The organism is Clostridium sp. KLE 1755, assembly GCF_000466465.2.
GTDB lineage: Bacteria > Bacillota > Clostridia > Lachnospirales > Lachnospiraceae > Eisenbergiella > Eisenbergiella porci.
Genome location: NZ_KE992768.1, coordinates 54448 through 78671, shown reverse-complemented (window position 1 = coordinate 78671; position 24224 = coordinate 54448). Strand labels below are relative to the sequence as shown.

28 protein-coding genes and 2 riboswitches are annotated in these 24224 nt (G+C 46.9%); of the genes, 4 read left to right on the top strand and 24 right to left on the bottom strand.

Annotated elements, in window-relative coordinates:
- Positions 1-6: 6 nt before the first annotated feature.
- The 10 genes from HMPREF1548_RS24455 to HMPREF1548_RS24410 form a co-directional block, all read right to left on the bottom strand.
- Positions 7-930, bottom strand: a complete 924-nt coding sequence (locus HMPREF1548_RS24455; protein ID WP_021639405.1) for a family 43 glycosylhydrolase — start codon at positions 928-930, stop codon at positions 7-9.
- A 204-nt stretch (positions 931-1134) separates the two neighbouring features.
- Positions 1135-1584 (bottom strand): YaiI/YqxD family protein, encoded by a 450-nt coding sequence (locus HMPREF1548_RS24450; RefSeq protein ID WP_021639404.1) that lies wholly within the window; start codon positions 1582-1584, stop codon positions 1135-1137.
- Positions 1572-2024 (bottom strand): hypothetical protein, encoded by a 453-nt coding sequence (locus HMPREF1548_RS24445; RefSeq protein WP_021639403.1) that lies wholly within the window; start codon positions 2022-2024, stop codon positions 1572-1574. Before HMPREF1548_RS24445 ends, HMPREF1548_RS24450 begins: the two co-directional genes overlap by 13 nt.
- 90 nt (positions 2025-2114) lie before the next feature.
- Positions 2115-2651, bottom strand: a complete 537-nt coding sequence (locus HMPREF1548_RS24440) for a GNAT family N-acetyltransferase (protein ID WP_021639402.1) — start codon at positions 2649-2651, stop codon at positions 2115-2117.
- Between the two features lie 14 nt (positions 2652-2665).
- Positions 2666-3817 (bottom strand): aldo/keto reductase, encoded by a 1152-nt coding sequence (locus tag HMPREF1548_RS24435; protein WP_021639401.1) that lies wholly within the window; start codon positions 3815-3817, stop codon positions 2666-2668.
- A gap of 51 nt (positions 3818-3868) precedes the next feature.
- The gene (locus HMPREF1548_RS24430) at positions 3869-4957 is read right to left on the bottom strand and encodes a cellulase family glycosylhydrolase (RefSeq protein ID WP_035323763.1); all 1089 of its coding nucleotides are present in this window, start codon (positions 4955-4957) and stop codon (positions 3869-3871) included.
- A 202-nt stretch (positions 4958-5159) separates the two neighbouring features.
- Positions 5160-5672, bottom strand: coding sequence for a hypothetical protein (locus tag HMPREF1548_RS24425; protein ID WP_021639398.1), 513 nt, complete (start codon positions 5670-5672; stop codon positions 5160-5162).
- Positions 5673-5686: 14 nt separating this feature from the next.
- Positions 5687-6712 (bottom strand): AAA family ATPase, encoded by a 1026-nt coding sequence (locus HMPREF1548_RS24420; RefSeq protein ID WP_021639397.1) that lies wholly within the window; start codon positions 6710-6712, stop codon positions 5687-5689.
- A 345-nt stretch (positions 6713-7057) separates the two neighbouring features.
- Positions 7058-8740 (bottom strand): glycoside hydrolase family 13 protein, encoded by a 1683-nt coding sequence (locus HMPREF1548_RS24415; RefSeq protein ID WP_035323790.1) that lies wholly within the window; start codon positions 8738-8740, stop codon positions 7058-7060.
- Between the two features lie 65 nt (positions 8741-8805).
- The gene (locus HMPREF1548_RS24410) at positions 8806-9273 is read right to left on the bottom strand and encodes a TspO/MBR family protein (protein ID WP_035323761.1); all 468 of its coding nucleotides are present in this window, start codon (positions 9271-9273) and stop codon (positions 8806-8808) included.
- Between the two features lie 276 nt (positions 9274-9549).
- Here HMPREF1548_RS24410 and HMPREF1548_RS24405 point away from each other — a divergent pair, with 276 nt between their 5' ends.
- From HMPREF1548_RS24405 to minE, 3 genes are all read left to right on the top strand, one after another.
- Positions 9550-10260, top strand: coding sequence for a septum site-determining protein MinC (locus HMPREF1548_RS24405; RefSeq protein WP_021639393.1), 711 nt, complete (start codon positions 9550-9552; stop codon positions 10258-10260).
- Positions 10261-10388: 128 nt separating this feature from the next.
- On the top strand, positions 10389-11177 hold the full coding sequence (gene minD / locus HMPREF1548_RS24400; protein ID WP_021639392.1) for a septum site-determining protein MinD: 789 nt from the start codon (positions 10389-10391) through the stop codon (positions 11175-11177).
- 15 nt (positions 11178-11192) lie between these two features.
- Positions 11193-11471 (top strand): cell division topological specificity factor MinE, encoded by a 279-nt coding sequence (gene minE, locus HMPREF1548_RS24395; RefSeq protein ID WP_021639391.1) that lies wholly within the window; start codon positions 11193-11195, stop codon positions 11469-11471.
- Positions 11472-11576: 105 nt separating this feature from the next.
- Here the strand turns inward: minE and HMPREF1548_RS24390 are convergent, their stop codons facing one another.
- Positions 11577-12629, bottom strand: coding sequence for a uroporphyrinogen decarboxylase family protein (locus HMPREF1548_RS24390; protein WP_021639390.1), 1053 nt, complete (start codon positions 12627-12629; stop codon positions 11577-11579).
- A gap of 222 nt (positions 12630-12851) precedes the next feature.
- On the opposite strand from HMPREF1548_RS24390, the gene HMPREF1548_RS24385 reads away from it, so the two are divergent.
- Entirely contained in the window at positions 12852-13730 is an 879-nt protein-coding gene (locus HMPREF1548_RS24385) for an AraC family transcriptional regulator (protein WP_021639388.1), read from the top strand.
- Between the two features lie 79 nt (positions 13731-13809).
- On the opposite strand, the gene HMPREF1548_RS24380 is transcribed toward HMPREF1548_RS24385, so the two are convergent.
- The 13 genes from HMPREF1548_RS24380 to HMPREF1548_RS24325 form a co-directional block, all read right to left on the bottom strand.
- Positions 13810-14634, bottom strand: coding sequence for a linear amide C-N hydrolase (locus HMPREF1548_RS24380; protein WP_021639387.1), 825 nt, complete (start codon positions 14632-14634; stop codon positions 13810-13812).
- Between the two features lie 140 nt (positions 14635-14774).
- Positions 14775-15002: a hypothetical protein gene (locus HMPREF1548_RS24375; protein ID WP_021639386.1), complete on the bottom strand. Its 228-nt coding sequence runs from the start codon at positions 15000-15002 to the stop codon at positions 14775-14777.
- A gap of 159 nt (positions 15003-15161) precedes the next feature.
- On the bottom strand, positions 15162-15626 hold the full coding sequence (locus HMPREF1548_RS24370) for a hypothetical protein (RefSeq protein ID WP_021639385.1): 465 nt from the start codon (positions 15624-15626) through the stop codon (positions 15162-15164).
- 136 nt (positions 15627-15762) lie between these two features.
- The gene (locus tag HMPREF1548_RS24365; protein ID WP_021639384.1) at positions 15763-16257 is read right to left on the bottom strand and encodes a stage V sporulation protein AB; all 495 of its coding nucleotides are present in this window, start codon (positions 16255-16257) and stop codon (positions 15763-15765) included.
- Entirely contained in the window at positions 16247-16879 is a 633-nt protein-coding gene (locus tag HMPREF1548_RS24360; RefSeq protein WP_021639383.1) for a stage V sporulation protein AA, read from the bottom strand. The genes HMPREF1548_RS24365 and HMPREF1548_RS24360 overlap by 11 nt, the downstream gene beginning before the upstream one ends.
- Positions 16880-17130: 251 nt before the next feature.
- Entirely contained in the window at positions 17131-17643 is a 513-nt protein-coding gene (locus HMPREF1548_RS24355) for a CAP domain-containing protein (protein ID WP_025490666.1), read from the bottom strand.
- A gap of 113 nt (positions 17644-17756) precedes the next feature.
- A riboswitch (cyclic di-GMP riboswitch) is annotated at positions 17757-17841 on the bottom strand.
- Positions 17842-17945: 104 nt separating this feature from the next.
- Positions 17946-18031, bottom strand: a riboswitch (cyclic di-GMP riboswitch).
- A 298-nt stretch (positions 18032-18329) separates the two neighbouring features.
- The gene (gene srtB, locus HMPREF1548_RS24350; protein WP_021639378.1) at positions 18330-19106 is read right to left on the bottom strand and encodes a class B sortase; all 777 of its coding nucleotides are present in this window, start codon (positions 19104-19106) and stop codon (positions 18330-18332) included.
- 139 nt (positions 19107-19245) lie between these two features.
- Complete coding sequence (locus HMPREF1548_RS24345; protein WP_021639377.1) at positions 19246-19986, bottom strand: SigF/SigG family RNA polymerase sporulation sigma factor; 741 nt, start codon at positions 19984-19986, stop codon at positions 19246-19248.
- A gap of 3 nt (positions 19987-19989) precedes the next feature.
- Positions 19990-20445 (bottom strand): anti-sigma F factor, encoded by a 456-nt coding sequence (gene spoIIAB, locus HMPREF1548_RS24340; protein WP_021639376.1) that lies wholly within the window; start codon positions 20443-20445, stop codon positions 19990-19992.
- Positions 20446-20535: 90 nt separating this feature from the next.
- Entirely contained in the window at positions 20536-20910 is a 375-nt protein-coding gene (locus HMPREF1548_RS24335) for an STAS domain-containing protein (RefSeq protein ID WP_051358474.1), read from the bottom strand.
- 205 nt (positions 20911-21115) lie between these two features.
- Positions 21116-22525, bottom strand: a complete 1410-nt coding sequence (locus HMPREF1548_RS24330) for a tetratricopeptide repeat protein (RefSeq protein ID WP_021639374.1) — start codon at positions 22523-22525, stop codon at positions 21116-21118.
- Positions 22526-22537: 12 nt separating this feature from the next.
- Positions 22538-22696, bottom strand: coding sequence for a hypothetical protein (locus HMPREF1548_RS29690; protein ID WP_021639373.1), 159 nt, complete (start codon positions 22694-22696; stop codon positions 22538-22540).
- A gap of 66 nt (positions 22697-22762) precedes the next feature.
- Complete coding sequence (locus HMPREF1548_RS24325) at positions 22763-24091, bottom strand: bifunctional folylpolyglutamate synthase/dihydrofolate synthase (protein ID WP_021639372.1); 1329 nt, start codon at positions 24089-24091, stop codon at positions 22763-22765.
- Between the last annotated feature and the right edge of the window lie 133 nt (positions 24092-24224).

Genomic DNA, 24224 nt, shown 5'->3' with positions numbered 1-24224 from the left:
TTTCCTCTAAAGTCCCTGAAAAGTGTCCGTATACTCCATTATGGGACGGCCATCCTCCGTAAAGCCCAGCGGCAGAATTACATAACGGGAATCGTGGTAATCTTTACCGTTCCATCTGTCCGCCACATAATAATAAACCGTCTTCCCCTCCTTTTCCACGGGAAGGATAAAAGCCGGCTGTGTACGGTAGGTGGTGCTGTCTCCGATATCCGTCAGCGTACTCCAGCGTCCCTCCATGCTGTCGGCGCAGGCATAGCGGCACTGATTGGGCGCCCAGCCCGTGCAGAAGGAAGAAAACATGTAGTATTTCCCCGCTCTTTCCATTACCGCAGGGGCTTCCCTGTATTCGCCCTGCCAGAGCTTATGTACCAGGCAGTCCGCATTCAGGTAATCATCGGTTAGCCTGTACACATGCAGATCCGCATTGTCCCTGGAAGCGGAAATAAAATAAGCGCTGCCGTCCTTATCCTCGAAAAGCGTACAGTCTCTTGACATATAGCCAAAGGGATTGAAGCACCCCAGATAGGTGAAATCCCCGTCCGGCGTATCACAGACCGCGATGCCGCAGGCGGCGTCGTTATAATCCACTCCGTTTTCAACATGCATCCACATGACGAATTTCCCGATTTTCCTGTTATATAATACCTTCGGACGCTCCACATTGATTTTGCCGCCTTTTTCACTGCGCAGCTTCTGATCTGTCCTCACCCGGTGCTCCGCTGTGGGTGACTCAGTGGTCAGGACGTGATTGCAAAAGGTCCAGTTCAGTAAATCGGCGGACCTGTATACACTTACATATCTGTTTTCCGTGCGGTTTTCCCCATACCAGTACCAGTTGTCCCCCCATTTCAGCATGTGCCCGCCATGGGCGTGGAGAATATTGCCTTCCGTATCATACCAAAGTTCCCCATTTGTTAATTTTGTATTCATTTCTGCTCCTGTCTCCCGCTGAAGCGGGCATGCGGACAGAGCCGCATAATTATTAAAGTGTAAGGATGGCGGGGCCTTCCTTACAGCGTGAAGTTTCTGAAACCGGGAGCGGCATTTTGATGTCTCCGGTCTTTTTTCACATCTGTCTGGCTTTCATTCAATCACAGATCCTAATTATCTGCGGGTAATGAATGAAAAAATTCTTTACTTCTCCATAATGCTATCCAGCAACCGCCTGAATTCCCTTTCAAACCGTTCATCATCCTCAGCAGTCCGTTTATGCGGCCCCTTTCCATGATGCCTTGAAGAGGCCCGTCTCGCCTTTTTTGACAGATGCCGTTCCAGCAGCAGCTGATCCATATTATCCTGCGTATACCGGATTCCCGACTGATGTATCCCGAATGCGCCTTTCCCAAGCGCCATGGCCGCCACTCCATAATCCTGCGTCACCACGATATCCCCCTTTTTACAAAGGTTTACCAGCGCAAAATCCACAGCGTCGGCTCCCGCCCCGATTATCCTGATTTCACTGTAATCAGAATGCAGTACATGATTGGTATCACACAGCAGCACCACCGGAATTCCTTTTTCCCTTGCCGTCCGTTCCACAATAGTAATGACAGGACATGCATCGGCATCAACTAAGATTGGCATTTTTCCGCCTCTCCATACCAAAACAACAGGAATTTTCCCTCAAAGCTGCTCCATACCATCTTCTGTATCATCGGAAAATAGAAGGAGGAAAAAAGCATCTCCGTAACCGACAGCCTGACTGCAATGGCAAACAACGTTTCCTCATATGAAAAATATACATCCTCCCTGCTATCGGGAAGATTCAAACCGCAAAGATAGGAAGCCTGCTCTATGGAAAGTACAGACAGCGCCTTCTGTTTTTCTTCTTTTGACAATGTGCCGAAATAAAAGTCAAAATAAGTATTTTCCTTCCCGTTTTCTCTCAAAAGCTGATAAATAAATGAAACAAGCTCCTCCCTGCTGCCTTCTATCACCTTCATTTCCCGGCCGCTATATCTCATGGCCTCCTGTAGGGTATCCGGTACCATACATCCCGCTGCTATCAATTCTTCTTTTTTCATATCGGATCACCTGCCTCCATGGTATACTTTCCTGTTTTTCGTTGGCTTATTTTCTGCGCGCTGGCCTGCACAGCTAAATGCGCTGGCCTGCTAAACAGTTACGTCTTTTGCATAAAATACCAATGTCATATTTTCTTTGATTTCTTCGGTCCGGCCATTTTGACGATATCCCATTTTTTCATACAGATGACAAAGCTTCTCTTCCTGAAGGATTGTGTCCAGCTCCCAGCGCGAGGCCGACGGATACAAGGCTTCGGCCATGCGGAGCGCCCGCTGTGCATAGCCCTTTCCCTGATATTCCGGCAAAATATAAATCTGTTTAAGTATACATAACGTCTCCAGGTGAATTACCCTCAACGCACCGATATGGACTTTTCCGAGACAGATAAAATAATAATCAGAAAATTTTTCCCGCAGTCTTCTTTCCGTCTTTTCTATTTTTTCTGCGCCGGGGCTGAAATCATAATCCCTGTACTTTTCCAGCAGCTCCCGGAAACATTTTAACTGCATCTGGTACAGCTCTTCACAATCGATGATTCCCGCCTTCCGCAGAGTCATATCAAAGCCATACTGCTGTCCCTGTCTGCCGCATTCCTGCATCCTGCAGTCACCGTCTTCCTTTTTCATAGTAGCCTCACTACTTATTCACCTGCACCAAACAGCTCTCTCGTCTTCTTCATCCTGTCCACTATCCGAACGCCGAAGGGACACCTGGATTCACAGCCGCCGCACTGGACACAGTCTCCGGCATTCGCCGACAGCTGCTCATAATGCGCCTTCACCGTAGCCGGCACCTCTTCCTGCATGGCTGCCAGATCGTATAGCTTATTCACCATGGCAATATCGATTCTGACCGGACAGGGTGCACAGTGACCGCAGTAGGTACACTGTCCGGAATATGCATGCTTAGGCGCAGAAGCCAGCACGCTGGCATAATCCTTCTCTTCTTCGGTGGCTGTCTCGTATGCCACGGCCGCATCCACATGCTCCGGCGTATCAAAACCAGCCATCACACTGGCAACCGCAGGACGCGTCAGCGCATAATGCAGACACTGCACAGGAGTCAGCGCCACACCAAAAGGAGAGGTTTCCGCCTGGAACAAACGGCCGCCGGCATAGCCCTTCATCACCGTTATACCCACACCCTCCCGTTCGCAAATACGGTACAGCTCCTCCCGCTCAGGTGCGATACCGCTTAGCTGCTCCGCATAAGTTTCCTTGAAATACTCATTCAGATCCTCACTGGCCGGAAGCAGATCAAAGGCCGGATTAATGCTGAAAAGAAGCATTTCTATTTCCCCGCTCAAAGCCGCCATTTTAGCCACATCCGGGTTATGGGTGCTCATGCCGATGTGACGGATGATGCCCTTTTCCTTCAGGGAGCGGACATACTCTATGAACTCCCCGTTCATTATCCGTTCAAACTCGGCTTTTTCATCCACAAAATGGATCATCCCCAGATCAATATAATCCGTTCCCATCCGATCCAGCAAATCCTGGAAAGCAATTTTTACCTGCTCCAAATCACGGGTACGGACATACTGCCCGTTCTGCCATGTGCTCCCGATATGCCCCTGGATTATCCAGCGCTCCCTGCTGCCCGCAATCGCCGCGCCGATGTTGGAACGTACCTGCGGCTGTGACATCCAGCAATCCAGAATATTGATTCCCAGCTCCTCACACCTGTCAATCACCGCCTTAACCTCTTTTGTATCATGCCGTTCCAGCCATTCCCCGCCAAGCCCGATCTCACTTACGGAAAGCCCTGTTTTCCCAAGTTCCCTGTACCTCATTTCCTCTCCTCCTGCTTTTATGCTGCTCTTATGCTGCTTTTATACTGCCTTTCATTTTCGCATTTCCATCCCGCCGTATTTGATGAAGAGCGAAATCTCTTCCTCATCGTAAGGCGTAAAATCCTCATGATACAAATCATGCTGCCACAGTGACAGATCCAGCCCCTTTACTTCCCGCATATAGTCCCACGGCAGGTAGAACTGTGATTTTCCGGCCACCAGCCCCCAATGATAGCTGCCGATCCTGTTCTCATAAAAATACGGCAGGAGCTCCCTGATATTATTTCCCAGTATTCGGTTCAGCCACTCCGTATTGACCAATGGACGTCCTTCCTTTTTCAGTTCCTCCACCACTTGCTTTACCCGGTCAAAATTCTCATATTGATGAAAAGTAATTATATCGGACAGCTCCACGGCTCGCTTCTGAATCGGCTCCAGCTGCGCCTCCCCGGAAATGCCGAACCCCTCCGGATATGCCCAGGGCGCCGCCGTCAGCGGCTGATCCGGATCAATTTCCCTGGCAATCTCAAATACACGCTCCATATACTCCATACTTTGCGCATGCCTGTTGCTGTTACCCGGTTCATTCCATAAATCCCATATAATAATACGCGGATCCTTTTTGTAACGGCTGATAATTTCCTCTGCAAATTTGTACTGAGGCTCTCTCCACTCTTCCTCATCAAATAAAATCCAGCCCGTTTTCCGCGTTTCCCCGGTAAACGGATTCTCCGCCTTTCCCCCATGATGCCCGATATCATAGGGCTGCCATCCCTTCCCCATCTGCGAAGGGAATACCGGACTTGGCCTTTCAAAAGGCGCGCAGTCATTAAACAGCACCGGCATAAGCGTTATCTCATATTTTTCCAGCAGCAAAAGCAGTTCGTCCAGCTTCTTAAAGAAAAGCTCCCGCTCAAAATACCAGGCCTGGAAAGGCATGAACATCCTTATGCTGTTCATTCTCGTTTCCCGCAGAAGCGTCAGCTCCCGGTCAACGGAAATCATTACCTCCTCCCGCGTATCATCCTGCCACAGCTCGATATTATGCAGCGTAATCGCAGGCACATAATTACAGCCAATCAGCCATGGGTGCCCGTTATACCAGGCATTGATTCTTTCCCGGCTCCATCTGCCGCCCATTTTTATTCCCCCTTCCATGTCAGACACGGTGTTCTTAATTTCAGTATATTATATGTGAAAGGAGGATACAAGCGGAAAACGGAAACACCTTGATTTTAAGAAGGGTGTTATATGATATGGCCCGGCAACAGTGATATAACGAAAGGATGAGTTTGAAAAAAAGCAAAAAAGCCCCGGACATTCCAGCCCGGAGCAATTTTAATTATTTTTCACTTTTCAGTTTTATTGGAAACATACCATATTCTTCATTCTGATTCCACTCATTAATGGAAACAACATCAACCTTTTCTATTAGCTTTACTTTGTCAGAAACCAAATCCTGCAAGTGAAACGGCAGTTTCTTTTTTAATCGATTTCTTATCATTCGCCTTGATACCGAATCCCCATTTGGATATTCCAACACATAAACAAACTCTTTCGGCTTCTCTTTTCCCAGTAGGTGCATGTAATGCAATGAATCATAGAATTTTTTTACCACATTATTTATTTTCTTGTCAGCTCCCGGCTGAAAAGCTTCCGGTTTTGCCGCCCCGGATATACAGGCATTTTTATATTCCATCATAATTATTTTCTTTTCAGTTTCTATTACTAAATCAACATCATTTAAACTGCCTTCTGTAGAACTATATGCCTGATGTATCTCATCTGTCGCCCATAAGGCTTTGGTACAGTCGAAACTATAGCATCCATTCTCTTCCGTAAATACCTTCTTCATTTACTTCTCCATTATCAGGAATTATATATTTCATCTAAAAGTTCATTAAATGATTTAATGATCAGATTATTCTTCAAATCCTCAAACCTGCCATTGCAGGAATATTCCAAATTCCTTTTTTCATCATAGCTCACAGAATGAAACAAAACACTATCCTCTTCTCTTCTGTGAATTTCAAAGTATTTCGCAAGTACATAATCATGCGTGGAAATAAAAATCTGCACGCCGTCCCTTTGCAGCTCTAACAGCATATCTGTAATAATACTAAGATATAATGGATTAATATTGGCTTCCGGTTCATCCCAGAAAAGCACCGAACCTTTCTCCAACGTGCCGTTTTTTACAAGCTGCCAGAGAAGCGCCATTTTCCGTATTCCTTCTGCTACCAGGTTAAACTCCTGCCTCGAATTTCCTATTTTTAAATAAAATTCATCTTTCTGGCCATCATAAACAACTGTCCCACCAACAATTTTTTCAATTGCTTTTAATTTTTTATCACGTTCTGCCGAATTTCTTCCCACAGATATATCTATTCTTGCAGAGTTGATAATATCAATATAGGTATCATCAAATTTAACATTATTCTTTTCGACAGCTGCCGTCAGATTATAGCTGTTAGACAAAATTTCTTTTGCCGGTATAAAGATGCTGCTAATATCCTTAAATTCATTTTCCCAGGCTTCTTCTCCCCGAATCTCCGCATCCCATTTTTTCGTTTTATTATGAAATGAAGCTGTAATAGTATGATTTTTTTGTTTTTTCTCCGACAAAGCAGACACTTTGATTTCTGAATTATGATTTCCCGGCTTTCTGGTAATCAATCTCGATATTTTAAACTCGTCCGGAAGCATTGTCCTGACAATTTTAGCCGAGAAAGATGTTTTTGGATCCGCCGCCTGGCAGGCTGCATAGAGGATTTTGAGAATATGCGTCTTTCCGGTTCCGTTTTCACCTATAAAAATGTTTATCCCTTCATCAAATGCTATCTCTATTTTATCAAAAACAGTCACATTTTCTAATCCTAAATGTCTGATTTTCATTTCAAATCCTCCATGTCACAACGATATCTTCATACTATCAAATATGACTGAACATAGCAATCTTAATTCTATCATAACTATAACGGCATCCTCTCAAGGAAATCCGCCTTCAACGATAAATTCCCCGGCTCCCGCATCAGTTCCATGCGATAAAGGCATTAAATACGCCAATCTGCTAAATAATTATGTTATGTCTTTATAATAACCCATATCTCGCAGATGAATAAGAGTAAATACATCTTAAAAATCCCATAATAACTGACAAATTAAGAGAAAGTGCAGTCATTCCATATACTTTTTTTCAGTCTGGATAATATCCAACCGCACCTTCCCAATCCGCATCCATCAATCCAACGTCCATTCCCACACCACAGCCTCATAAGCCCGCAGCATCAGCGTATCCGCCCATTGCGCATCAGGATAATTTGCGATAACCAGCTCCGGCCTGCGCCCCTTCATCTCCTCCGGCAGTTCCCAGGCCAGTTCTTTTCCTGTAAAATTACATGCCACCAAAAGCCGTTCCTTTTCCAGCCCCCGTTCATAAATAAACAGCTCCTCTGACTCCGGCTCCAGCAGGCGGTAATCCCCGTAAACAATTATTGGCCTTTCCTTCCTCATAGCCACCAGCTTTTTATAGAAGGAAAAAACGGAATCCTCCCTTCCCACCTGCTCCTTTGCATTAATTTCATGGTAATTGGGATTTACCATAATCCACGGCTTTCCGGTGGAAAAACCCGCATTTTCCGAATCCTCCCACTGCATGGGCGTCCGTGCGTTGTCCCTTGACTTGTAGCGCAGGTAGCCAAGCATTTCCTCCCTGCTGAAAATTCCTTTTTCCGTCAGTTCCCGGTAAGCATTGATGCTGTCCAAATCCCGGAAATCCGAAATATCCGCAAAGGGCGCATTGGTCATCCCCAGCTCTTCCCCCTGGTAAATATAGGGGGTTCCCTGCATCATATGGCTGCATACCGCCAGCATCTTGGCGGATACCTCACGATACTGTGCGGAATCATTTCCCAGGCGTGACACCACCCTGGGCTGATCATGATTACACCAGAACAGGCTGTTCCAGGCCTTTTTGTACAGCCCGGCCTGCCACCGGGACAGAATCTCCTTCAGCTGTGAAAGCTTACACTTTCTGTCCGTCCACTTATTTCCGTTTTCGTCAAAATCCAGATCCATATGCTCGAACTGGAATACCATGTTCAGCTCTTTTCCGTCCAGCGACGCATATTTCAGCGCTTCTTCCAGCGTCACGCCGGAGCATTCTCCCACGGTCAGCGTATCCCTGCCATCCAGGACCTCCCGGCGCATCTCCTGAAGGAACTCATGTACCCGCGGCCCGTTGGCGCAGAAATTAAAGGCCGCATAGCCGTTCAGCCCCGCCGGCCCGTCCGGATACGCAGGATCCTTGGATATCAGGCTGATAACATCCATGCGGAACCCGTCCACACCCTTGTCCAGCCACCAGTTCATCATCCGGTATACTTCCCTGCGCACCGCCTCATTTTCCCAGTTCAGATCCGGCTGCTTCACAGAAAAAAGATGAAGATAATATTCCCCGCTTTTTTCATCCTTTTCCCAGGCGGAGCCGCCGAAGCAGGAACCCCAGTTATTCGGCGCGCCGCCCTTCACAGGCTCCTTCCAGATATAATAGTCCCTGTAAGGATTCTCTTTTCCCTTTCTGCTCTCCACGAACCAGGGATGCTCATCCGAGGTATGGTTCACCACCAGATCCATCACCAGCTTCATTCCACGCTCATGTATCTGTGAAAGCATCCGGTCAAAATCCTCCATAGTCCCGAAATCCTTCATAATCGCCTGATAATCACTGATATCATACCCATTATCATCATTGGGCGACTCATAAACCGGGGAAAGCCAGATCACATCAACACCCAGCTCCTTCAGATAATCCAGCTTTCCCGTAATTCCCTTCAAATCCCCGATTCCGTCCCCGTTGCTGTCACAGAAGCTCCTCGGGTATATCTGATATACAACACTTTCCTTCCACCAGGTTTTATCCATACCGTACCCCCTTCTTTTCATCCCGCTGCGTATTCTATCCGCATCTTGAAAAATATTATACCATTTTACCTGTTCAGCATCCATACCCCAAAATTCAGATACGCCGCAAACAAAAGCCAGAGCAGGTAGGGTATCTGAAGATAAGCCGCTTTTTTATCGATCTGGTAAAAGCTTTTAACCATCTTTGCCGTAAGCACCAGCAGAAGCAGCAGCCAGAAAAAGGCAAAAAGCCTCCAGCCAAAGGCAAAGAAAAAAATACTCCAGAAAAAATTCACCGCAAGCTGCGCCGCATACAGCTTAAGAGCCTGCGGTTTTTCCTGACTTTCAGAACACCAGATCATGGCTGAACTGATTCCCATTAATATGTACAAAATGCTCCATACAATGGGAAACACCACTCCCGGGGGCGACAGCGGCGGTTTTTCCAACGTCTGATACGCCGCCATGCCGTTCCTGCTTAAAAGGGCGGAAAGCCCTCCCACCGCAAGCGGTATCAGGATCGCTGTAACATAAGTAGATTTTCGTCTGCACATAATAACCTCCACACTTTGTTCCCCGGCGGCAGCCTGGCCTGCCGCCGGATTTTCTTTCTTCTGTAAATTGTATGCCGAATCAGGTAAAATAGCCGCATTTTCGCTTCCGGGAAAAACACCGTGGGAGCCGCGCTTCCCGCCATGGCCGCAGACGGGACAGAACAGTTGCCTGAATTCAACATTTTCTGATAAAAATTGCGAAAATGGTTTGCATATTCCGACAAAACAAGTATAATTGCTAAGTAAGAGTCCTTTTTTGGATAAAATGGAGCAGACATGACAAAAGAAGTAATCGTTAAACGTAATAAGTACGGAATCAAACTAATTCTCGACAATCACATACCCTTTCCGGAACTGTTGCAGCTTATCACAGATAAATTCAAAGAAACAGGAAACTTCTTTAAAGATGCCCAAATGGCCCTTTCCTTTGAAGGAAGAGTACTGACTCCTGATGAACAGCTGCAGATTATAGAGACCATTACGGAAAACACCTCCATCCGGATTGCATGCATCGTAGATGACGACAGCGCCCTGGAGGAACGGATGAGGACACAGCTGGAGGCTGCAGAATATGCGGGAATGCCCCAGGCTGTCACAGCGGAGGAGACCTCTACTGATTTTTACAAAGGCAACCTGCGTTCCGGCCAGGTTCTGGAAAGCTATTCCAACATCACGCTCATCGGAGATGTGAATCCGGGCGCCAAAATTATCTCCCACGGAAGCATCGTTATTCTGGGATCACTGAAGGGAAACGCCTGCGCAGGAGCTGCCGGAGCCGGCAACTGTTTTATTTTTGCGCTTGAAATGAAGCCTATCCAGCTGCAGATCGGCGATCTGATCGCCAAAAGCCCGGACAAAGAAAAGAACCCCCGCGCACTCAGGAAAAAGGAGAATGCCGTCGGTTCTTACTCTCCCCAGCTGGCCACCGCCAAAGACGGGAATATATGTATCGAACCGGTTATAAAAGGGTGCTTCAACAATTTATAAAACCAGGTGTAACTGTTCAATACCCTCACAGTTACAACCAGATTTCCAACTAACATACAGAAGGAAAAACCTCTGTTTTCGCAGAGTACGTATTTTCCTTCGGAAAACTAGCAGGAGGATTTAGTTAAATGAGTGAAGTTATTGTTATCACATCCGGAAAGGGAGGAGTTGGCAAGACCACAACAACAGCAAATGTGGGAACCGGACTTGCCATGCTTAATAAAAAGGTTATCATGATCGATACCGATATCGGTTTAAGGAATCTGGACGTAGTTATGGGGCTGGAAAACCGTATCGTTTACAATCTGGTTGATGTGGTGGAAGGCAACTGCCGCTTAAACCAGGCGCTGATTAAGCACAAAAAATACTCCAATCTGTGCCTGCTGCCTTCCGCACAGACAAGAGACAAGGATTCCGTTTCCCCGGAACAGATGAAAGCTCTCATCGATGAACTGAGGGAAAATTTTGATTATGTCCTGCTTGACTGCCCGGCAGGAATTGAACAGGGCTTTAAGAACGCCATTGCAGGCGCTGACCGCGCATTTGTGGTAACCACGCCTGAGGTTTCCGCCATCCGCGACGCCGACAGGATCGTAGGTCTTCTGGAAGCCAATGAAATGCAGCGTATTGATCTGATTATCAACCGGATCCGCATGGATATGGTGAAGCGCGGTGACATGCTTAAGGTGGAGGATGTCAACGAAATCCTTTCCCTTCCTTTAATCGGCGTGGTTCCTGACGATGAACAGATCGTGGTATCCACCAACCAGGGCGAACCGCTTGTCGGCTCCAGCAGCATGGCGGGACAGGCATATATGAACGTCTGCAAACGTCTCCTGGGCGAGGAAGTGCCGTTTTTAAATCTTGACGCGAAAAGGGGCATGATGTCCAAGCTGAAGGATATGTTCAAGAAATAATAGGGGGGCTTTACCATGAGATTAATGGATTTATTCCGGAAAAAAAGTTCCGGCGAGGTAGCAAAGGATCGTTTAAAACTTTTACTGGTCTCCGACAGAGCCAACTGCTCCCCTGAACTGATGGAACAGATTAAAAATGATATCATCCAGGTCATTTCCAAATATATGGATATTGACGCCCAGGGACTGGATATCCAGATCACCGAAACGGAATCCGAAACCGGCAACGGCGTGGTTCCTGCGCTGTTTGCTAATATTCCGATTAAGGATCTGCATAACAGGACCGGGAAATAATAAAATCGGAAAAAGAAATGTCCGCCGTCAGGCGCACATTGAGAAACGGCTTATTTATGGCTGCCGCAGCCACAAATAAGCCGTTATTTTGTCAGCGCTTCAGTATCAGCACGACCTGTCAACCGAATAAACCGCTTCAATATTTTCAATGGGCACATCGCCCTCAAAGCCCTGGCTTGCCATCAGAATATATCCTCCGTCCTTCCCCAGCAAATCCATGAACCTTCGCACCTCCCGCTTCACCTCCTCCGGTTTTCCGAAAGGAAGCAGTCCCTGGGTATCAATACCGCCGTGGAACACAATTTTTCCATTGTATTTTTCCGCCAGCGTCTCCACCTCCAGCCCCTTCACCTTCTGCACCGGTTCCAGCGCATCCACGCCGCATTCGATGAATTCCGGAATGAGCGGCCCCACGGCCCCGCAGGAATGCTGCTGATAAAAGGCGCCGTACTCATGGGCAAGGTTTACCAGTTTTTTAGTATTTTCCTTATAGAACTGCCTCCACATATCAATGGAAAACAGCAAAGAAATCTGCGTTCCGTAGTCATCATGAGGGCGCAGGATATCCACCTTTCCCTCACCCGCCTCAAAGATCCTGCGGTAGTATTCCATCTCGAACTCATTCATCCGATCCAGAATCCGCTGCGCCGTCTCCGGCTCATCCAGCATCAGCATGAAAAACTCATCCATTTCCATCAAAAAGGTCACCATCTGGAAAGGCCCCTCATGTCCCACGATAATGGCCTTATCCGGATTTTTTTCACACACTTCCCTGACAGCGCTGTAGTCAAACCAGTCCGGATCAGGGAACGGAACCGCATCCGCCTCCTCCACCGTCTCCACGCCGTGCAGCGGAAAATAAGTGGTTGTTCCATAGGTATCCATGGCCGTCGTATGCAGCGTTGTCTCATATCCCCAATAGGACAGCTCCACCTGTTCCCCCTTTTCGTTTTTCCAGGCTTTCAGCGGCGGCCCGATATATCTGGGGGAAGCTGTCACAATATCTATTTCATACTTCTCCAGCAGCTGATCGTATTCCGTAAAACCATAATGCTTCAGAAGCCTGTCCGTCACCGGCCCCACCGCCTCAAAGGCCGCCGGTATCCGATCCGGCTTCCGATGCTCCATAACCGCTCTCACTCTCTCTTTCGACGTCATATCCCAATTCCTCCTTTTCCCGGGTCTTCCTCCATTGATCCATATCCTGTCTTTCAAATATGTGCCCCCGTCCGGTTTACCAATATTTTACCGTCCCCGGCAGCCGCCCGGAATTCCCAAATTCATCACTTTTCTTGTAAAAAAAGCAACTATCAGACTTGCAAGCCCCAGTAAAATTATATAGACTGGATAATATCATATTAAAATATACAGGATAAAACTATGAATGCAATTGATAACCGTGATAATTTCCCTTCCTTTCTTTATAGCGCACCGGAAACCGACAGCGCCCGGCTTCCGTTTCTTCTCCATGCGGTTCGCATGGGCTGCGGCTTTCAGGAATCCTTTTTTCAAATCAACCGGGACAATAGCTACCCGTATTTTACCGTCCATTTTCTGTTTGACGGATGCGGGCTATTCCACATTGCGGGTGAAAATTATCTTCTGAAAAAGGGGGATGCCTTCATCATCCCCGCCGGGGAAGCCCACAGCTACTCCAACCGCTCCGAGGAGCCGCTGGGGCTCATCTGGATAGAATTATCCGTGCCGGGCTGCCAGGAGCTGTCCAGCTATTTCCACCTGCACCGCATCTACACCATTGATGCCTCCCACACGGAAGCGCCGCTGGGCCGCCTGATTTCCATCCTTCACAACAGAAAAAAGGGCGTTTTTTCAACGCCCTTTGAGCTGTCCGGCTTATATTATACGTTTCTGATGGAGCTGCTTGACGCCGCGCAGACCCAGGTATCCCCACAGCTCCCGGAGCTGCTCACCGCGGCCCTGTATTATATCGGACACCATTTTACGGAAGATATTTCAATCGGACAGCTGGCGGACTACCTCCATGTCAGTCATACCTATCTGACCCGCATTTTCCGCAAATACATGGGAACCACCCCCATAAAATATCTGAACCTGAAACGACTGGAATACGCCTGCTTCCTGTTGGACAGCAGCATCCTTACCTGCGAGCAGATCGCGGAACGCATCGGTATGTACGACGCATCCCATTTCAACCGCTTCTTTTCCCAGCAGCTGGGGATGCCCCCTTCTGTTTACCGCAGCCGGAAGGGACCTTCCTCCCCGCCGCCGGCGACCTGACACAAATATACATCAAAAATCCTCCAGGAGGATTAACACCCAAAGTGGCCTGCCCGATCTTCCTTTAATCAAATCGTTTTCACTTATATAAGCTAATAAGATCATTCACAAGCACTTCATCATTTGTAAGTTGGATTTTATTATTGCTTAAAAATCCATCCATTGATTGGATTGTTTTGTCGGTCACAGAGATTTTCCATTTTTTGCTTAAATCTTTTTTAAAACTAATATAAATTTCATTCTTTATTGGTTCATATACGATTGTGCACAGAGTATTTTTCTGACTGGTTTTATTTAAAATTTCAAAAGCTTCATTTATTCCAAAGCTATGGATATTATTCCGGATATACTCATAAGCACAAATATATTTGTCAGCACCAAGGCCATATACTTCATTATAATTTGTTTCCTCAAATTTCCCATTTGGGAAATTGGTCATAACAATGAAATCATTATGAACAGGGCTTATTATATTTGTACCATTTCCTTCTTCCAGAATAAATGCATCACCAGTTTTATCAGCAATCATAGTATGCAGCCCCAAAGCCGGAAATAATGGATTTCTTGGATATGAGATTACTCTTTTATTAAGAATCTCAAAAAATTCAGATGCTTTTCTTGTTTTCTTTAGCGCCTCATCAAAAATATCAAAAGCAAACCAATTATTTTCGTCACAACTTGCTTTAAAACCCGGACCATATTCTACTGCCTGAGTTAATATAAAAAGGCCCTCACTATTAAAATAAGCGATATCCCTGTATTTATTTTCCAATAAGGCGGAAAAGTAAAACAGGTTCATATCATTGTAACTACTGATTTTTAATTTTAAATCAATATCATCCGTATCGAAATTCATACCATAAACAGCTTTTTCCTGATGGTATACTGCAAAACTTGTACACATTTTGAAACCCCCATTAATATATTTGACATATAATATGCCCAGGCTATTTAGAGAAGCATTTAACTATTTATTACAAACTTCGCCACTTTCTTAAACATATGTATTATGCTACTATAGGAATTTCGATGGTTCAACCTTAATCATTTTTCAGATTCAAAAATGCTCCCTTCAAGCCTATGCTTTAACTTTCTTATTTCTTCGGACTCTTTTTGTTTTTCTTCTTCATCAAGCTCTTGAATTACCTGTGTATTATCTACTCCCGAAAGAGCTTCAAGTAACTTGCGCATCTCATTTTGAAACAGGGGATTCGAACCCAGGGACAGGCTCACTACTAAAATGAGAAATAATTTATATATCTTTTCTTTCACTCATATTCCTCCAATTCAATATCTGCTTTGATTCACTCTCATAATAAACAGATGGCTTATACCCGCTATCTATTTGCATACAAAAAGAAAGCCATTATCTGATTCTAAAAATGGCTTACAATCACTGGCACACTTGTAAGGATTTGAAAAGGAGTTGCTTCAATCGTCGAGACGTACCTTTTGATTAATTAATGTCCATTCATCGGGCAATAATCTAAAAAAGGCCGAAAAGAAATAAAGAAAAACTAAAATAACAAAAAGAAACAGGCTGAATTCTTGTGTGATAGCCGCAATTACAGGTATTGGACATATATTCTTCGTTATAATTTCAGTATCAGAATTATTTTCGCTCAAAAATGAAGTCTTAAAACAGGTGGTTTTATCGCCACCTTCATTGGAAAAGCTACTTTCTGAATTTGCCCGCGCCTCGATTACAGTGGTCCTACCTGATAATCCATAAAGCTTGTAATTACTGCAAAAGAGCACATTCATAGTTAAGCCCGCAGCAAAAAGAAGCATAATGAAAAAGAATAAAATATGGGATAAATGATTTTTCTTATTATTTATTTCCATTACACTTCCCTTCTTAGCCGCTGCAGCAGAAAGCCCTTCTTCACTGACCACTGCCTCATCCAGCTTCTGTTCCCCAGCTAATTCTATTATCAGATAAAGTATACCACAGTTTCACCAGGCCGTAACCACTAACTTATAGCCGCAGCTGCGTTAAAAATCAGCCGTATTATCCACCGTTTGCCGCGCTTCATCCCCCGGTGAGGAAAATCTGCTGTGAAAAGTAGATCAGGCTTCCCACCATTTTCCCCAGGGCCACGGAAAGGACCGCAAAACCCAGCCCATGCCTGAACTGGATTCTCCGTGCAAAAATAGGTATGGTATTCAGCATCTCAGCAATAGCCAACGCCAGACAGCCGACAAAAATCCCGGCGAATACGCCGAATACGATTACCGCCGCAGCGCTAATCCATTTCCACAGGCTGTCTGTAAAAGAGCCGAACACCTGCCCTTTTCGCACCCATTCCCCCACATGGCAGGAATACTCAAAAACGCTGATAAAATTTCCAAATAGCGTGCCTGCCACTACCATTTCCTCATACAGGAAAACCTTCTTGCTGGTATGGGTCTTTCCCGCAAAACGGGGCACCAGGCCAACGGAAATCAATACAGTAAATACCCCTGCGGATACCAGAAAGCCAAAGCTCAGCCCAAAGACAGCCATAAAAACACTTTTAAGAAACATCAATGGTCTTTCCCTCCCTGTCCGCAGTTTCCACCAGCGCATTGTTCACGTCATCCTCATATATGCGCATTTCCACCTCGATAGGCGTGGGGTCCTTTGTAATCCGCCTCCCGCCGATATGGTTGAAGAATACGATAATCCCAATGGCAAGCCCGATGGAGTATGCCACCTCCAGTATGGTAAAGCCGTCTGACGCTTCTCCCGCTATCATTTCATAAACCTTCATGAATACCTTATTGATCCCGATATCATTATGAAAAGCCATGATGGTAAAGGCCGTTCCGAAAAAACAGATAAGGCAGACGAACGCAATCTTCAGCCACTGCGCCGGCCCCTTTTCCCGTTTCACCCTGACCCGTTCCATAATGATATCCGTCTCGCCCAGGTTTTCCACAGTCAGCTCCGGATACAGCTTCTGAAGGGATTCGATGATTTTCATCACGCTAACCACCTGGCGCAGAGGCTTGGTGTCCCTGAATTTATATATCTTCATGGCTTTTGCGTGAGCCAGGATATCCTTATTCGCACATACCAGCTTTCCTAAATCAGAAAGCTGCACATCCTCCTTTTCTATCTCCACATTCCGTTCCAGCTTCAGGTATAAAGTTTCCTGTGATGCCATACCGCCGCCTTTCCGGCCGGTCTTTTACGTCCGTCGGGAACGCTGCGCTTCCCGCCTGTACAATCCGGCCTTTCATTTCCATAATTTCGCTGATTCATTCACACGTTAGTAATATGGAAATTTTTCTTTTTTATACACATTCTCCTGAAAATCCAGTGATGAAAAAATTTTGCCCATGAAAAAACAGCAGTTGATCAAACTGCTGCTTTTCCAATCATCATCATATCATCTATCAAAATTAAGTAGTTGTCTTAGTTGGAGAACATGTAAGCGGTGGAAAGCTTAACGCCGGAACCGGTGTTGGTAATATATGTATAGATACCAATCTTAGTATAGTTGCCGCTTACCATGTTGCTGTAATGTGAAGGGCTTGCCTTCAGGCTTGCGAATACGCTGTCTGCTGCGGTGTTCTGTTCTTGCTCTGAAAAACCGAAGCTTCCATATGTAATATAGGAAAGGTTCTCGCCGCGCCATTTGTTGGAACTTATCATATCGCATCCACTTGTTCCATCGGGACGGGTATGGCTCCAAAGAGATGTAATTTCTTCACTTCTTACTGCTGCGAAGCTGTTTAATTCATTGTCAAGTGTCAGTGCGGGAAGTCCCTGCTCTGCTCTCAAATTATTGATATCTGCAAGAAGTCTTGCATTCATTGTCATTGTCTGATCTGCTGTTGCTGCTTCCGCTTTCATTGTGGATGCGGGTGCCATTGTTGTTACGATAACTGTTAAAACTGCTAATATGGTGATGATTGCTTTCTTCATTTTCCTTCATCCTTTCAAATCGTGTCGATTGAAAAATGATGGAAAACTACTAGGCATATTCGGTTATTTAAAAGTAGTGATAATCCTTCGATTATCTTACAGTACCATGTGGTACCGGCAGCTGGCTGCCATCCTTTCTGAAGGGAAGGCCCTGTAGCTTTGCGTCCTTACTTTTCAATAAGTTTGCCAAATGTAGTTTTCACGCCTTTTTCAAGTGCAAAGGCCTGATAGTAAAAAAAATAGTCTTGCGTCTGTAAGGAGACCAAGGCTATCATTGCAAATACATACGCTTTTACTATGTATCAGGCAACTGGCTGCCAACCTCTTATAGAGGGAAGGCCCTGTAGCTTTGCGTCCTTATCTTTCAATAAGTTTGCCAAGTGTTAAATTAGATGTATATGATGATTAAATGATGTATGATGATTTATCTAACTTCATACTACACCCATACAGTTAAAAAAGCAAGTATATTTTTAAATTTTATTACTTTATGTAACTATTTAATAATTGTGAAGGGACAGAACAGCTGCACTTTTTATTGCAGCTTTGGAAATTACAGCCCCGGACCCGGCTCATGCCTGCCGGCGCCCGGGTCCGCGCCTGTTTTCCAGCGGCTTCATCTGTTTCATTTCATCTGTCTGGCTTCATCTGTTTCACTTCATCTATCTTTATCTGTCTTACTTCTCTTACTTCATCTGCCTGACTTCATCAACCACGCCATGCACGACAAACCGCCCCGTGCCGCCGGCTTTTCCGTGGCAGGTGGACAGCGTGACCATATCCGGCCTTCCCTGCGTGGACGCTTCCTGATATCCTTTAAAAAGCGATTTCCGAAGTATCATATCCAGATAGCTGTCATAATCCTCGTCCGTATAAACGGACTGATAGGTATCGCTGCCGCTTACCGTCGTATAATAGGAAATAATCCGGTATCTGACCGCTTTATCTTCCGTATAGAGATAAAACCAGGGATTCCCGTCGGCCATCCCCTCTTCCTGGATAAACTTCTTCAGGGATCCGAACATGGTGCGGTTCTTCATGTTATGCCCGTAAATCACCGTATTCCTGTCCGACAGATCCGGCGAATTGCCGGCATCCATAAATATGCAGCCTGCGCTGTTCTTCTCACCCTCAAAGGTCTTATAAAGATACGCCTCATTATCCGCCCCCTGGACCACCGGATAATTCAGTTCCAGGGCCGGGATATATAGCCAGTATCTGAAGTCCTGATTTTTATCCTTCAGCGCTTCAAAGTCTATCTCCGGCATAAAAAAATCATCCTCAGGCGCATCCGTCACCGTTTCCGCAGCGGCCGCCGCATCCGTATTCACATATTCCTGCAGCTCCTTATATTCCGCCGCTCCCTTGCTGTATTCCACAAAAATACCGCCCAGATTTACGCAGGCCACGATAAGGACAACAACTGCGCACAGGGGAACCAGAATTCTAATCCATTTTTTCATATGTGCCTCTTTCTTTCAGTGCATATTTAAAAATTCATCCCACAGACAAAAGTACCAGCTCAGGTAACCGTGAAAGAACCGAACGGTTACCCTGTTTGACTTTATTATATACCCTGCCGAAATCCTGATCAATGAATTTTCAGCACACCAGCTGCTCCCGCATGCGCAGCAATATTTTTTTCTCCAGCCTGCTCACCTGTACCTGGCTGATTCCCAGGACCCCAGCCACCTCAGTCTGGGTCTTGTCCTGGAAATAGCGCATCTCAATCAGCTCACGCTCCGTCTCGCTCAGGCTGTCCAGCAGCTGGTTGAGAAGCATATGATCCAGAAGCTTTTCCTTTTCTTCGTCCAGGCAGCCTGACTGGCAGTCCCCCGCCGCCACCTTGTCCAGAAGCTGTACCTCATTGCCGTCAGACTGGTAAATGGTCTTATAAATGGATTCCACCTCCACATTGGCCTCCATAGCCATGACGATATCCTCCTTGGCAATGCCCGTTTCCCCTGAAATTTCCTCCAGTGTGGCGTCCCTGCCGTACTGATGGCCCAGCCGCTCCGCGGCCTGCTTTATCTTCCAACCGTTTTCCTTCAGGGTACGGCTCACCTTAACAAGACCGTCATCCCGCAGAAACCGTTTGATTTCACCGCTTATCATGGGGACCGCATAGGTGGAAAAACGGACGTCAAAGGACAGATCAAACTTATCTATTGCCTTGATCAGCCCTATGGTCCCAATCTGGAACAGATCCTCCATATCGTATCCCCGGCCTGAGAAGCGTTTCACGATGTGATGAACGAGTCCCAGGTTTTTCTCTATCAGTACTTCTCTGGCCGAATTATCCCCGGCCTGCGCCTGTGCAATCAGTACTGATATTTCCTCCATGCACTACTCCTCATCTTCCGACCAGGAAAGAGTTCCCAGCTTCTTTTCCATTTTTACAAGAGTTCCTCTTCCCGGCTCGCTTGTCACATCCAAATCGTCCATAAAGGCCTCCATGAAGGCAAAACCCATACCGGAACGGTCCATATCCGGCCTGGTGGTAAACAGCGGCTCCATGGCCTGCTCCACATCCGCAATCCCTCTGCCCTTATCTTCGATTTCGATATGTAAAACATCTCCCCGCAGGCAGCATCTGACCTCCACCTTGCCCGGCTCATCCCCGGACCAGCCCGCATAGCCGTGGATAATGGCGTTAGTGACCGCTTCGGACACGGCGGTTTTTATGTCCGCCACCTCCTCCAGTGTAGGATCAAGCGGTGTAATGAAGGCGGCTACGGCCACTCTGGCAAACCCCTCATTTTCCGAAACCGCGTCAAATTCCAATTTCATTTCGTTGTTCATTTCTCCTCCATTCTGCCGTCTGGCGGCATCTGCAAAATGTAATCCCAAAGCAGCTGCAAAACGCAGGGCAGCCGCCGTTGATTGAATGTTTCATTCCATGATTTCCACAATTCTGTCCAGCCCGGCAAGCTGGAGCATACGCCGGATCTGCCTGCCCGCATGAAGCACAAAAACCTTTCCTCCGAAGCAGGAAATGAGCTTGTATCTTCCAATGAGAATGCCGATTCCTGAGCTGTCCATAAAATGGGTGTCCTCAAAATCAAAGACCACATTGCCCACCTGGGATTCCAGGATATAGTGGTCCGCATTTTTACAGATTTCATCGGAACGGTGGTGATCCACCTCCTCCGGCATCCGGATGCACAGATAGTTATCAATAATTTGATAATCGCCCGCCATCCTTGCAGCGTCCGCCACCTCGGCCTGGCTGGTCACCTTCAGCTGATCGTTTTCCCTGCTATTCATTGACTTAAAATCCTCCTCCATATGTTTCTCCTTTCTCACAGTTACTGCCAGAACCCCGTCTGACCAGCGTTAAAAAAAGAGAACCTCATGCATACGCATCCGGCCAGTGGCCGTGCGTCCATGAAAGTTCTCTTTTGTAAGTGATATTTAATTGGATATCTATTTTTTCATCCTGGAGTTCGGCATCCGCCGTTTCAAAAACGGCTCAGGATTCCAGCTCCTTCAGATAGTCCTTGGCCCGGCGGGCCTTTTCCGTATTCGGGAATTGCTCAATTACCTGGTTGTATATTTTGGCGGCGTTCTTGCTGTCGCCTTTTTTCTTATAGGCGTTGCCCAGGATAAAAAGGGCGTCCCCATTGGTTTCATCGTAGGAAAATGCCTTTTCCAAATCCAGGATGGCGTTCTCGTAATCTCCCGCCTTGTAGGATTTATTCCCGCTGTTCGTGTAAGCCTCGCTAATCTTGGGGCCCACAGTCTCCAGCAGCTTGGCGTACAGATTCTTATATGCCTCGGAAATCGTATCGGACTGCATGGCTTCCTTATCGATTCCTTCTAGCGCCTGGGATATCTTCTCCATATCCTCCGGCGTATCCAGGTAGGTGTATGCCGCATTCAGCAGATCCTCAACAGTCTGCAACGTACCGTCCTTACCTGCATAGACCTCCAGCTCCGAATTCAGTTCATCATTCTTTGCAGTCAGGGTATCCAGCTGCTTCTGCATATCCGTAAGTTCTGCATTTTTCTTATCCAGCTGCTCGCCGATACTTCTGCTTTCTTCGTTCAGCTGGGCCTTCAGGCTCTGGAGCCTGCCGGGAAGAAACAGGGTCAGGGAAACAGCCAGGCCGATTGCCACGCCGCCAAGCAGATAAAGAAGTCCGGTATAGTTCTTTTTCGGCTCCTTCACGGCAAGAGGCTGGATGATGGTTTCGTTTCCGCTCTGATATTTGATAACATCCTCAGTTTTCGCGGCCTTGTGGACATTTTTCACGCCTTCGTCCACATTCAGGGCGGCGTTGACCTCCTTCATGTAACGAAGCGTCATGGTGTTGCCCACATCAATCCTGCTGCACTTCACAAGCTCCCTTTTCGCCTTGTCCCAATCCTCATTATGCATATGAAGAAGGGCCAGAAGCTGATGGGCGCGCAGGAATTTGGAATTGATGGAAAGCACCTTGCGAAGCTGGATCAACGCCAGATCCAGGCTCCCCTGCCTGCAGTACACCAGGGCCTGGTTGTATTTCTTAATCGCCTGGTTCAGGTTTTCCAGCTGGCTGGGGCTGTTCTGCACAGCTTCGATATAGGCGTCGGCAATATTCTTCTCCGGCTGGAGATTCTTGCTGATGACCCATTCGCTGAGGGCATCCACGGTTTCACCCATCTCAAAATATACGAGTCCCAGAAGGTTCCTCGCTTCAATATTCATCTTATTCAGTTTCAGACATTCCGTCAGGCTTACAACTGCGCCTGAAAGATCCCGTACGTTCGCTTTCTCCAGACCATCATTATAGTAAAAATTGGATACGCTGACGACCTTCTTATACCGCGCCACATCGGCGCCGCAGTTCGTACAGAAATCGTGTTCCGTAAGCTCTGCGCCACAATTATAACAATTCATAACGGCAATCCTCTATTCCTCTGTGCTCTTTGCTGGTTTCCTGTTCTTTTCGATTTCCACCAGCAGGTCTGTCAGGTCCGTTAAATCATGGTTATATATGGCTTCCTCCACCTCGTCTACTTCAAGGCTGGGATGAAATTTCTTCAGTTCTTCCTCAAAATCTATCATCATAAAAACACCTCATTCTGCCGGCGCATCCGCACCGGATATGGAAAGCTGCTGCAGCCGTGCGCTTTCTTACAGCTGCTGCTTCTGTTTTCTTTTCTCAAGGTATGCTTTCAACTGGCCGGCCAGATACAGGCTCCCTGCGGCATAGACCTCGTCCTCAGGCCGCTTCTTTTCCAGCAGCGCCTCCATGGCCTGCTCCGGGCTGTGATAGAGCCTTACCTGGTTCCTTCCGCTCCAGAGCGAATCCAGCTGTTCCTCCGTCAGGCTTCTTGCGCTGTCCAGCCTTGCAATGGCCACATCCTCAAAAAGCCCGCTGTCCACAATACGCTGTGCCATCGGCTCCACCCGCTTGTCCGCCACAGCGGAAAACAGCAGATGCCTTTTCCCACGGCAGCCGTCCTCCCGGACACTTTCCAGAAAAGCCTGCATACCATCTTCATTATGGGCGCCGTCAATGAATACACCAGGCAGGACTTCTTCCATCCGGCCTTCCCATTTTGCCTGCGACAGCCCCTTTTCAACCTGCTGCCTGGTAACCGGGCAGCTTCGTGAGAGCACCTCCAGAGCGCAAACGGCCAGCGCGGCGTTCTCCTTCTGGTAAACTGCCCTGGTTGACAGGCTGACCCTAATATATTCATAATACCCAGAGCGCATGGAAAAATCAACGCTTTTATTCTTAAATTTAAATAAAACAACTTGTTTTTCTGACACAGGAATCACTTCTGCCGACATTTCACGGGCCTTTTTGACAATAACCTCGTTTACCTCTTCTTCCTGCTCCCAAAATACGACAGGGACGCCTTTTTTAATAATCCCGGCCTTTTCCGCGGCGATTTCGGCCTTCGTATTTCCCAGATATTCCGTATGATCAAGGCCTATGCGGGTGATGACCGTAACCAGCGGTTTTTCGATAACATTGGTAGCGTCCAGGCGTCCGCCCATTCCCGTTTCCAGTATAATATAGTCTGCCCGTTTTTCCTGAAACCAAAGCATGGATATGAAAAACAGCATTTCAAAAAAAGTGGGATGGTATTCCTCCTGATTTTTTTCACAAAAGGCCTTTACGCTGTCCATCACCTGATTAAAACAGCGGGCAAATTCCTCTTTGGAGATCATTTCCCCGTCGAGCCGGAAGCGCTCCCTCACATCCACCAGATGCGGGGAGGTGAAAAGGCCGGTCCTCCGGCCCGCGCCGCTTAAAACAGCATTAATATAGGAACATACTGATCCTTTTCCGTTTGTTCCCGCCACATGGATCAGGCCCGACCGTTCGCCCGGCCTTCCCAGATATTCATAAAACCTTCGGGTGTCCTCAGGTGTATTTTTCTTCGTAAATTTGGGGATCTGCAGGGCATAATCCACTGCCTCCTCGTAGGTATAGCTCTTTTTTTCCATCATTATCTTCTGCCTCGTGTATTTCTTTGGGACGGCCTGTACTCCGAAACCGCAGCGCCCACACTGCGCAGGTCCGCCTGTGCGGCTTCAAGCAAGGGGGCGGAAAACAGCCCTGCGCACTATGCGCACCCTGCTT

Excerpts from the sequence above, each read along its gene's own strand:
- HMPREF1548_RS24365 (WP_021639384.1), bottom strand. The coding sequence starts at position 16,257 with ATGTTTCTTAAAAGTGTTTTTATGGCTGTCTTTGGGCTGAGCTTTGGC.
- HMPREF1548_RS24355 (WP_025490666.1), bottom strand. The coding sequence starts at position 17,643 with ATGAAGAAAGCAATCATCACCATATTAGCAGTTTTAACAGTTATCGTA.
- HMPREF1548_RS24385 (WP_021639388.1), top strand. The coding sequence starts at position 12,852 with ATGAATGCAATTGATAACCGTGATAATTTCCCTTCCTTTCTTTATAGC.
- spoIIAB (WP_021639376.1), bottom strand. The coding sequence starts at position 20,445 with ATGAACAACGAAATGAAATTGGAATTTGACGCGGTTTCGGAAAATGAG.
- HMPREF1548_RS29690 (WP_021639373.1), bottom strand. The coding sequence starts at position 22,696 with ATGATGATAGATTTTGAGGAAGAACTGAAGAAATTTCATCCCAGCCTT.
- HMPREF1548_RS24450 (WP_021639404.1), bottom strand. The coding sequence starts at position 1,584 with ATGCCAATCTTAGTTGATGCCGATGCATGTCCTGTCATTACTATTGTG.
- HMPREF1548_RS24410 (WP_035323761.1), bottom strand. The coding sequence starts at position 9,273 with ATGTGCAGACGAAAATCTACTTATGTTACAGCGATCCTGATACCGCTT.
- HMPREF1548_RS24430 (WP_035323763.1), bottom strand. The coding sequence starts at position 4,957 with ATGGGCGGCAGATGGAGCCGGGAAAGAATCAATGCCTGGTATAACGGG.
- HMPREF1548_RS24330 (WP_021639374.1), bottom strand. The coding sequence starts at position 22,525 with ATGAATTGTTATAATTGTGGCGCAGAGCTTACGGAACACGATTTCTGT.
- HMPREF1548_RS24335 (WP_051358474.1), bottom strand. The coding sequence starts at position 20,910 with ATGAATAGCAGGGAAAACGATCAGCTGAAGGTGACCAGCCAGGCCGAG.
- HMPREF1548_RS24455 (WP_021639405.1), bottom strand. The coding sequence starts at position 930 with ATGAATACAAAATTAACAAATGGGGAACTTTGGTATGATACGGAAGGC.
- srtB (WP_021639378.1), bottom strand. The coding sequence starts at position 19,106 with ATGAAAAAATGGATTAGAATTCTGGTTCCCCTGTGCGCAGTTGTTGTC.
- HMPREF1548_RS24440 (WP_021639402.1), bottom strand. The coding sequence starts at position 2,651 with ATGAAAAAGGAAGACGGTGACTGCAGGATGCAGGAATGCGGCAGACAG.
- HMPREF1548_RS24405 (WP_021639393.1), top strand. The coding sequence starts at position 9,550 with ATGACAAAAGAAGTAATCGTTAAACGTAATAAGTACGGAATCAAACTA.
- HMPREF1548_RS24380 (WP_021639387.1), bottom strand. The coding sequence starts at position 14,634 with ATGTGTACAAGTTTTGCAGTATACCATCAGGAAAAAGCTGTTTATGGT.
- HMPREF1548_RS24415 (WP_035323790.1), bottom strand. The coding sequence starts at position 8,740 with ATGGATAAAACCTGGTGGAAGGAAAGTGTTGTATATCAGATATACCCG.
- minE (WP_021639391.1), top strand. The coding sequence starts at position 11,193 with ATGAGATTAATGGATTTATTCCGGAAAAAAAGTTCCGGCGAGGTAGCA.
- HMPREF1548_RS24360 (WP_021639383.1), bottom strand. The coding sequence starts at position 16,879 with ATGGCATCACAGGAAACTTTATACCTGAAGCTGGAACGGAATGTGGAG.
- HMPREF1548_RS24420 (WP_021639397.1), bottom strand. The coding sequence starts at position 6,712 with ATGAAAATCAGACATTTAGGATTAGAAAATGTGACTGTTTTTGATAAA.
- HMPREF1548_RS24345 (WP_021639377.1), bottom strand. The coding sequence starts at position 19,986 with ATGGAGGAAATATCAGTACTGATTGCACAGGCGCAGGCCGGGGATAAT.
- HMPREF1548_RS24445 (WP_021639403.1), bottom strand. The coding sequence starts at position 2,024 with ATGAAAAAAGAAGAATTGATAGCAGCGGGATGTATGGTACCGGATACC.
- HMPREF1548_RS24425 (WP_021639398.1), bottom strand. The coding sequence starts at position 5,672 with ATGAAGAAGGTATTTACGGAAGAGAATGGATGCTATAGTTTCGACTGT.
- minD (WP_021639392.1), top strand. The coding sequence starts at position 10,389 with ATGAGTGAAGTTATTGTTATCACATCCGGAAAGGGAGGAGTTGGCAAG.
- HMPREF1548_RS24435 (WP_021639401.1), bottom strand. The coding sequence starts at position 3,817 with ATGAGGTACAGGGAACTTGGGAAAACAGGGCTTTCCGTAAGTGAGATC.
- HMPREF1548_RS24390 (WP_021639390.1), bottom strand. The coding sequence starts at position 12,629 with ATGACGTCGAAAGAGAGAGTGAGAGCGGTTATGGAGCATCGGAAGCCG.
- HMPREF1548_RS24325 (WP_021639372.1), bottom strand. The coding sequence starts at position 24,091 with ATGATGGAAAAAAAGAGCTATACCTACGAGGAGGCAGTGGATTATGCC.